We start from the raw sequence: 8,004 nt of genomic DNA on the forward strand, positions 1-8,004 counted from the left end.
GAAGTCTGCCCTTTTTTAGGCTATCTTCTGGAAAGGTGATGTATTGGGAGTGGTTGTAATGGCAACTACGGTAGATTTTGTGCACGCTTATACTGCCGTGAATAATTCAGGTTATATTTATACTATTTTCTGTTAGTAATTATTAAATTTTTATTAAATTACCATTGTAAAGGAATAGTGAAAGATGAAGGATGAACTCAAAGCGATATTTACAATAGCGATACTCTACTTCATCATTGAACTTTTGGGAGTGACCTGCCCTATCAAGTATCTGACAGGTATATCGTGTGCGGGATGCGGCATGTCGAGAGCCTGGTTGTCGGTACTTCATGGCGATATCAGTATGGCATTTTATTACCATCCGCTTTTTTTGCTCGTCATCCCAATGATTATACTTTTCTTATTAAAAGACAGGTTTTCACCTAAAATCAGGAAAATTCTTATAGGCATTTTCGTGGGCATATTTTTAGTTACTTATTTAATTCGCTTATTATTTTTCCAAAATGACATCGTATGTGTAAGACCTTCTGAGGGAATAATTGAGAAAGGTTTGCTATTTCTATACGAATTACTATCATCTCACATAGGATAAGGAGGAATGAAAATGTTTTGTTCTAATTGTGGGGCAAAAATAGAAGACAATGCTAGTTTTTGTCCAAATTGCGGAAACAGTACAAATGCACAGAATAAAGGGTTCGTCTCTAATCTTGATGCAACAGTACAAAAGGTTGAATCACAGCTTGGTGATGCTACAGCAGATATAGCTACTCATGCAAGCAATGCTTTTAACAACCTCGAGAGAGATTTGAATGGAGCGGTCAAGGAATTGGCCGATGATATAGGTATAAAAACAAACAATCCTACACCACAGCCGGGAATTACTCCGCCTCCATTGAATAATGCCACACCAAACTATAACAACAGCGGAGCTGTTCCACCATATGCCGGCGGTGCTACACCACCTCCATATAACAACAACTTCGCATACAATAACAACGGATTTGGTAACAATATACCGCCAGTCCGCAGAGGAGGAATTATGTTAAAAACGGATAGAAGCCTTTTGGTTTATATTTTACTTTCAATCGTAACTTGTGGAATTTATTCTTATTATTTCATTTACAAACTTGCACAGGATTTAAATATTGCATGTGATGGAGATGGAGAGACTACTTCCGGTCTTCTTATGTTCATCGTTTTATCAATTGTAACTTGTGGAATCTACTCATGGATTTGGTTCTACAAAGTTGGAAATCGTCTTGCTTCAAATGCCCCAAGATATGGCATGAACTTTACAGAGAATGGTACAACAGTATTACTTTGGATGCTTTTCGGTTCAATGCTTTGTGGAATCGGACCATTCATCGCTATGAACATCATTATCAAGAACACAAACAGCATTTGCGCAGCTTACAATAACTACAACGCAGCAAACGCTTAATTGATATAATAATCAATAAAAAAGAACTTCTCTATGTGGCAAGAGAAGTTCTTTTTATTTTGTTATTTAGTTTATTTCTATTTGGCAACATTTTTGACTCTATGTTGCTTCTCTACATACAATTTCTCATCAGCAAATCCAAGTGCTTCCTGAAGCTCTGTATAACTATCTGCTGCAACGCAATACACTCCGACTGCTACTGTTACGTTATATGGCTTATCGCTTGTCATATTAAAATCATTAAATGATTTATATATTTTAGCTACTATATCATTGCCATCTTCATTCCCGTCGTAGTCGCATATTATTCCGAACTCATCACCACCAAGTCTACCAACAACTCCATCTTTAAATAGTTCGTCCAAAGTATTGCTTATATGTTGAATTGAAAAATCTCCCTCATCATGTCCATATCGGTCATTTACAATCTTGAGATTGTTCATATCAACATAACCAACCAGACTAACAATATTGTTAGCCCTGTTCTTCATAAGGCGCTTCTCGGCAGCTTCCATAAAGCCTCTTCTGTTAAGTATGCCCGTAAGACCATCTGATTTTGCAAGTGCATCAAGTGCAATATTATTCTCTTTTAAAGCCACAAGAGTTCGCTCATACTCATTTTGAATATCCTGATTAACCTTGAGCATATGAAGCATCTTTGCGGCCGATCCAAGCTGTCCTACTACGAACTCACCATTATTGTATATCTGCTCAGACATATCACATAAGAAAAGACCATATAAATTCTCATTTGAGAAAATAGGGAAAACAACTTTGACATTTCCTCCATATTCAAATATCGAACCTCTGAAAATATCCGATGTTCGTCTTCTTTTGCGTCCAACTCTTGTGTTCTTTACTTCACCCTTTCTAAGTGAAGCCATCAGGTAAACATGATTTGGTGTAACAAACTCTTCTTTATCCAAATGCATAATTGGCTGTGCAAATATATACAAATCAGCATTTTCAATTCCAAGCCAGCTAAGACGCTGTAGCAAAACTGCGTAATTCTGGTCTGCACCACTTTCAAACTGCATGCTCGCCGTTACAAATGTCTTCATATCATAATTCTTCTTATCACTCTGTTCAAGCATATCGCCTTGAATCTGTTCTTCCGAGATGACAAGCTCTCTATAAACTGATGATATAACAGATATAATTCTACTGTGCGCCACATCACCCTCATACTTTGAAAGCAGTAACTGATATACTTCATCTATATGTGTCAGAAGATTCTCTGCATCTGCATATTTAAGAGCCCCCATATGCAAAAAGGTATTCAAAAGCCGTATTAGCGTACCATCATCAGAATTCATCTCTCCCAGATGATCATAGTAATCTATAACCAGCTCCATTATAGTTCTAAATAGAATTCGAAGCCTGTTATCATTGACTTCTATTGTATATCTGTAGAATATCTCATCATAATAGTAGTCTATGTATTCTCTGTCCAATCGATTAACTTGAATACTTCTCTGATGACTTTTCATCGAGCCAAAGGAATCACGTTTTATCAATCGGGTAGTAACTACAACACTCTCTACATCCTTTCCATCAAGAAGATCCAACAACAGCTCAATTGCTCTTCCACCTAATGAAGAAGCATCAGCCATAACTGTTGTGAGTGCAGGTTTTGCCTTAGCGCTAACTATTGTATTGTCATAACCCATAACATAGATATCTTGCCCTGGAACAAGCCCTTTGTCCATCATGGCCTCATAAAAGCTTAGTGCAGTATCATCATTTACACAGACAACAGCCTCTATATCCGGATGTCTGTCTATATACATTCCGAACTGTTCTCTTTGAGCTTTGGTCAGATTTCCGCAAAAATAGGTCTCTTCACCAATCGGTATATCATATGATTTGAGAGTGTCAAGGAAAGTATGCTTTCTTTCTAATGCATCAGTATTATCATCAGGACCACCCATCATGGCAATATTTCTGCAACCAAGCTTTGTTACAAGATAATCTACACCTTGCTTTATACCAAGATAATTGTCGTAGTTGACACTTAAATAGCCATCAATTTTGCATCCCATCAAAACACATGGTGTATCCTTATACTGCTCTAAAAACGCTTTCGTTCTCTCTAAGGTTGTATAACAGCAAATGCTTCCTGCTAACACTATAATTGCATCTACTTTACCACCTGCTGCATAAGAATAAAGCGTATTATACTGGTACTCATACATAATCTCCCTATTGCTTGTAAGGTCTCTTTCTATGTATTTTCCCGGCATAATCACAACATCAATATCCTTATCCCTTGCTGCCTGAATTACTCCACGACAGGTCTGGACAGTAAAGTTATCTGCTATTCCTGCAACTAATACCCCAACTACAGCTCTCTTCTTCATACCTTCACCTTCTATGGTTCTTTTTTTCCATTATACAAAATATGAGTTAAGGTCCGCAACTATTTTTTCTTCAAATTCACAAGCTTCTTTTTCGTCCTTTGCACTTACTGAAATGTAAAGCTTAAGTTTTGGCTCTGTTCCTGAAGGACGTACTACAACTGAAGAGTCGCCTTCAAGATAGAATTTAAGTACATTTGATTTTGGAAGACCGTCAATTCCTGTATTGTAATCGAGACATCTCTCCACCTTCTTAGCACCGATTACTTCAAGTCCCTCTCTGAATTTCTTCATGATATCCTGCATCTTGTCAAATCCTGATGCGCCCTCAAATTCAAATGAATGAAGTGTATTCATGCTGTAACCATATGTGCTGTATAATTCATCTAACTTCTCAAGCAAACTGATTCCCTTTGTCTTGTAGTAAGCAAACATCTCGCAGATTAAGAACGCTCCATCTACTGCATCCTTATCTCTTACATATGAACCACTGAGATATCCATAGCTTTCCTCAAAACCGAAGATATATGAATCTGCATGACCTGCCTTCTCGAGACATCCAATATGCTCTCCGATAAACTTAAATCCTGTAAGTACATTGACTGTTGAAACACCATAGTGCTCAGCAATTCTCTGTCCCAAATCAGTAGTAACGATAGTCTTCACCATTACAGGGTTTGCAGGCATTGTCTTATTCTCAATTCTTCTCGAACAGATGTAGTCAAGAAGGAGGCATCCTGTCTGGTTTCCTGAAAGAAGTACATACTCTCCGTTTTTGTCCTTTACTGCTATTCCAACACGGTCACAGTCAGGGTCTGTTGCAAGAAGAAGGTCTGCATTGTTCTTCTTTGCATATTCCATTCCAAGTGCCATTGCCTCTTTAATCTCTGGATTAGGATATGGACATGTAGGGAAATTCCCATCTGGCAGCTTCTGTTCCTCTACAAGAGTGATATTTGTAAATCCACTTTCTTTTAAAGCTCTTGTAACAGGCTTAAGTCCGGTACCATTGAGTGGCGAGTATACAATAGCTACATTTTTATCTATTTCATCTGCATCACCAAGTAATGACTGTTTCTTAACTTCATCGGTGAAATCTGTATATATCTGCTCATCAATATATGAGATTTTGCCTTCATCCAAAAGCGTCTTGAAATCTCCACGCTTTACGTCTGCAAACAAATCAATTTTCTCAATTTCTGCAAGAATAATCTCTGCTGCCTTTGTTGTAATCTGGCATCCGTCAGCACCATATACCTTATATCCATTATACTTTGAAGGGTTGTGAGATGCAGTAACCATAATACCTGCTGCACACTCTAATGCACGTACTGCATATGATAGACAAGGTGTTGGCATAAGCTCTGTGTAGATGTATACCTTTATTCCGTTAGCTGCAAATACACCTGCTGCAATCTGAGCAAATAAATCCGACTTAATTCTTGAGTCATAGCTTACTGCAATACTTCTTTTGCCCTCTTCGAAATTGTTTACTACATAATTGGCAAGTCCCTGTGAAGCCTTTGCAACAGTGTAGATATTCATTCTGTTTGTACCTGCACCGATTACACCTCTAAGTCCACCTGTACCAAACTCAAGGTTTCTATAAAAAGAATCTTCTATCTTGGTTTCGTCAGAAGCAATTGCCTCAAGCTCAGCCTTTACATCTGCATCTTCTGTTGCCTTCTCGCACCATAATTTGTACTGTTCCATAATTTCTGTTTTCATAATCTGAATCCTCTTTCCTTTCATATTCAAAATCTCTATTTGATAACTGTTGAAGCAATCATTTCAAGCTTACCACTCATATCTATTTGACCAAAGCCATTTGGTACTATCATGTGGTCACCCTTGTTAACCGGCTGACCATTTATAATTCCATTTCCCTCTGTGATAGTAATATTCAAAAATGGATACTTCTGTTCAAACTTTGCCTCTCCATCTAATTCCATCTTGAATACACTGTAATAATTGCAACTATAAAGTGATACAAGCTCATTCTTTACACTCATTCCCTCTGTCTTTATCACGCTGTCGCGGGCAGGTGCTGCCGGTACAGTTATAACATCCTTGCTCTGCTTTACATGAAGCTCTCTTGGCTTACCATTTGAAAGTCTGTCATAATCATATGCACGATATGTAATATCACTGTTCTGCTGTGTTTCTAAAATCAGTAATCCACCTTTAATAGCATGAACTGTTCCCGGGTCAATCTGGATAAAATCACCCTTCTTAACCGGAATCTCTCGGATAAATTCAGACCATCTTCCCTGATCTATCATTTCATTCAATTCGTCCTTAGTCTTGGCATTGTGTCCTATCACAAGTGATGCATCATCAGGACAATCAAGCACATACCAGCACTCTGTCTTTCCAAATGAACCATTCTCATTTACTTTGGCATAGGCATCATCAGGATGAACCTGAATACTTAAGTCATCCTTTGCATCAATGATTTTGATAAGAAGCGGGAATCTGTCATAGTCGAGATTGCCAAATATTTCCGGATGCTCATTCCACAGCTGTGACAGGTTCATTCCTTTGAAATTACCAAACTTAACGCTTCCGTCACCATTTGGATGTGCTGATATACCCCAGCATTCTCCCAAATCATCACCCTGATAATTATATCCAAACTGCTCTCTTAATCTGCTTCCGCCCCAGATATTGTGTGTACATACCGGGTCTAAGAATATAATCTCTTTGTTTATATTGTTACAAGACAAATTCATTCCTTTTTCCTCCATAACTTTCTTATACCAGAATGCCGAATCTTTTACAATTCTCTGCTGTGTAACAAAATCCACATAGACAAGTCCAAATCTCGGAGTAAAGCCTTTATTCCACTCAAGATTATCCATAAATGTCCACAGGAAATATCCTGACACATCAGCTCCATCCTCTATCGCTTTTTGCATTGCTCCCATGTATGCATCCAAGAAATTGATTCTGTCGTAATCATGAACTCTTCCATCAGCAGATACACTGTCATGACATGCCATGCCATTTTCTGTAATATAAAGCGGATACTTATATCTCTCAGTCAGAAATTTAATTCCATAATAAAATGCTCTAGGTGTTACCGGCCAGTCTACAACAGTCTTTGTGTATCCCGGATTCCTCTCAACAAATTCCGGTTCTCCGTCAACTCCTGCTCTTACATAATATCCGTTATAAATATTCTGTCCCATAAAGTCCAGCGGCTGGTGGATAAGCTCCATATCCTCTTTCTTTATTTCCGGAAGGTATTCCTCAAACTTTTCAAGACCTTCCTTAGGATAATGTCCAAGAAATACAGGATCTGAGAACCATGATACATTCCATGCCCAGTTATCTATTGTATTATAAAAACCAAAATATACTTTCCTTGCGGCCTCTATATCCTCTTTGCTGTCAGAATACGGATATGCAACTCCGCATGTCGGTGCAAAGCCAATTTTGATATCACGCTTTGCATATTTACGCAGATTGATAACAGCATTACCATGTGCCATAAGCAGATGATGCGCTGCGAGAAAAGAATCTCTGATTGACAGCTTAAGTCCAGGCGCATGAGTTCCAAGCATATGTCCAAGATATATCACGCACTGTGGTTCATTTATAGTAAAGAAATTCTCACAGATATCTGAAAAATTCTCAGCTACAACCTTAGCATACTCGCCAAACCATTTTACCACATCTTCGTTTAACCAGCCACCCTTATCAAACAATGCTTTTGGAAATTCCCAGTGAAACAAAGTAATATAAGGTGTAATTCCATTTTCCTTCATAGTATGAATCATGTCACGGTACATATCAATCGCTTTTTGGTTGACCTCACCTGTACCATTTGGCATTATTCTCGACCAGCTTACTGAAAAACGATAAGCTTTAACGCCTAAATTCTTCATAAGAGCGATGTCTTCCTTATACCTGTTAATATGGTCGCAGGTCACTTTAGCATTATCATTTGCAAAGCCTCTTCCATCATCCAAAAAATCATCCCAGACATTTCTTCCATGTCCGTCACCTTCATTCATTCCTTCTATCTGATAGGCACTGCTTGCAACGCCCCACACAAAATCATCCTTAAACATAATAGCTCCTTAATTATTATATGATTTGAGGGTCAAAACCACCTCGTAAAAAACGGTTTGTACCTTGAAAATTTCACATAAACGATTTTAAATTAAAAAATGGGATTTTATACGTGCTATTCCGTGTATC

At 38.1% G+C, this 8,004-nt stretch carries 5 protein-coding genes; 2 read left to right on the top strand and 3 right to left on the bottom strand.

Going from position 1 to position 8,004, the window contains the following annotated elements; all coding sequences use genetic code 11:
- The first annotated feature begins 184 nt into the window (after positions 1–184).
- Both ACTQ1L_RS14995 and ACTQ1L_RS15000 read left to right on the top strand, forming a co-directional pair.
- The gene (locus ACTQ1L_RS14995; protein ID WP_441368039.1) at positions 185–592 is read left to right on the top strand and encodes a DUF2752 domain-containing protein; all 408 of its coding nucleotides are present in this window, start codon (positions 185–187) and stop codon (positions 590–592) included.
- A 12-nt stretch (positions 593–604) separates the two neighbouring features.
- Complete coding sequence (locus ACTQ1L_RS15000) at positions 605–1,441, top strand: DUF4234 domain-containing protein (protein WP_441368041.1); 837 nt, start codon at positions 605–607, stop codon at positions 1,439–1,441.
- Between the two features lie 77 nt (positions 1,442–1,518).
- Here the strand turns inward: ACTQ1L_RS15000 and ACTQ1L_RS15005 are convergent, their stop codons facing one another.
- Genes ACTQ1L_RS15005 through ACTQ1L_RS15015 form a run of 3 tightly spaced genes read right to left on the bottom strand, consistent with a single transcriptional unit; the run spans position 1,519 to position 7,874 of the window.
- Positions 1,519–3,801, bottom strand: coding sequence for a diguanylate cyclase domain-containing protein (locus ACTQ1L_RS15005; RefSeq protein WP_441368043.1), 2,283 nt, complete (start codon positions 3,799–3,801; stop codon positions 1,519–1,521).
- Between the two features lie 30 nt (positions 3,802–3,831).
- Positions 3,832–5,526, bottom strand: coding sequence for a phospho-sugar mutase (locus tag ACTQ1L_RS15010; protein WP_441368044.1), 1,695 nt, complete (start codon positions 5,524–5,526; stop codon positions 3,832–3,834).
- Positions 5,527–5,561: 35 nt separating this feature from the next.
- The gene (locus ACTQ1L_RS15015) at positions 5,562–7,874 is read right to left on the bottom strand and encodes a GH1 family beta-glucosidase (RefSeq protein ID WP_441368045.1); all 2,313 of its coding nucleotides are present in this window, start codon (positions 7,872–7,874) and stop codon (positions 5,562–5,564) included.
- Positions 7,875–8,004 lie beyond the last annotated feature (130 nt).

The organism is Agathobacter sp. LCP21S3_B2 (genome assembly GCF_052118705.1).
Classification (GTDB): Bacteria; Bacillota; Clostridia; order Lachnospirales; family Lachnospiraceae; genus Roseburia.

Bases quoted from the DNA above. Each gene is read 5' to 3' on its own strand.
- ACTQ1L_RS15000 (WP_441368041.1), top strand. From the start codon at position 605: ATGTTTTGTTCTAATTGTGGGGCAAAAATAGAAGACAATGCTAGTTTT.
- ACTQ1L_RS15005 (WP_441368043.1), bottom strand. From the start codon at position 3,801: ATGAAGAAGAGAGCTGTAGTTGGGGTATTAGTTGCAGGAATAGCAGAT.
- ACTQ1L_RS15010 (WP_441368044.1), bottom strand. From the start codon at position 5,526: ATGAAAACAGAAATTATGGAACAGTACAAATTATGGTGCGAGAAGGCA.
- ACTQ1L_RS14995 (WP_441368039.1), top strand. From the start codon at position 185: ATGAAGGATGAACTCAAAGCGATATTTACAATAGCGATACTCTACTTC.
- ACTQ1L_RS15015 (WP_441368045.1), bottom strand. From the start codon at position 7,874: ATGTTTAAGGATGATTTTGTGTGGGGCGTTGCAAGCAGTGCCTATCAG.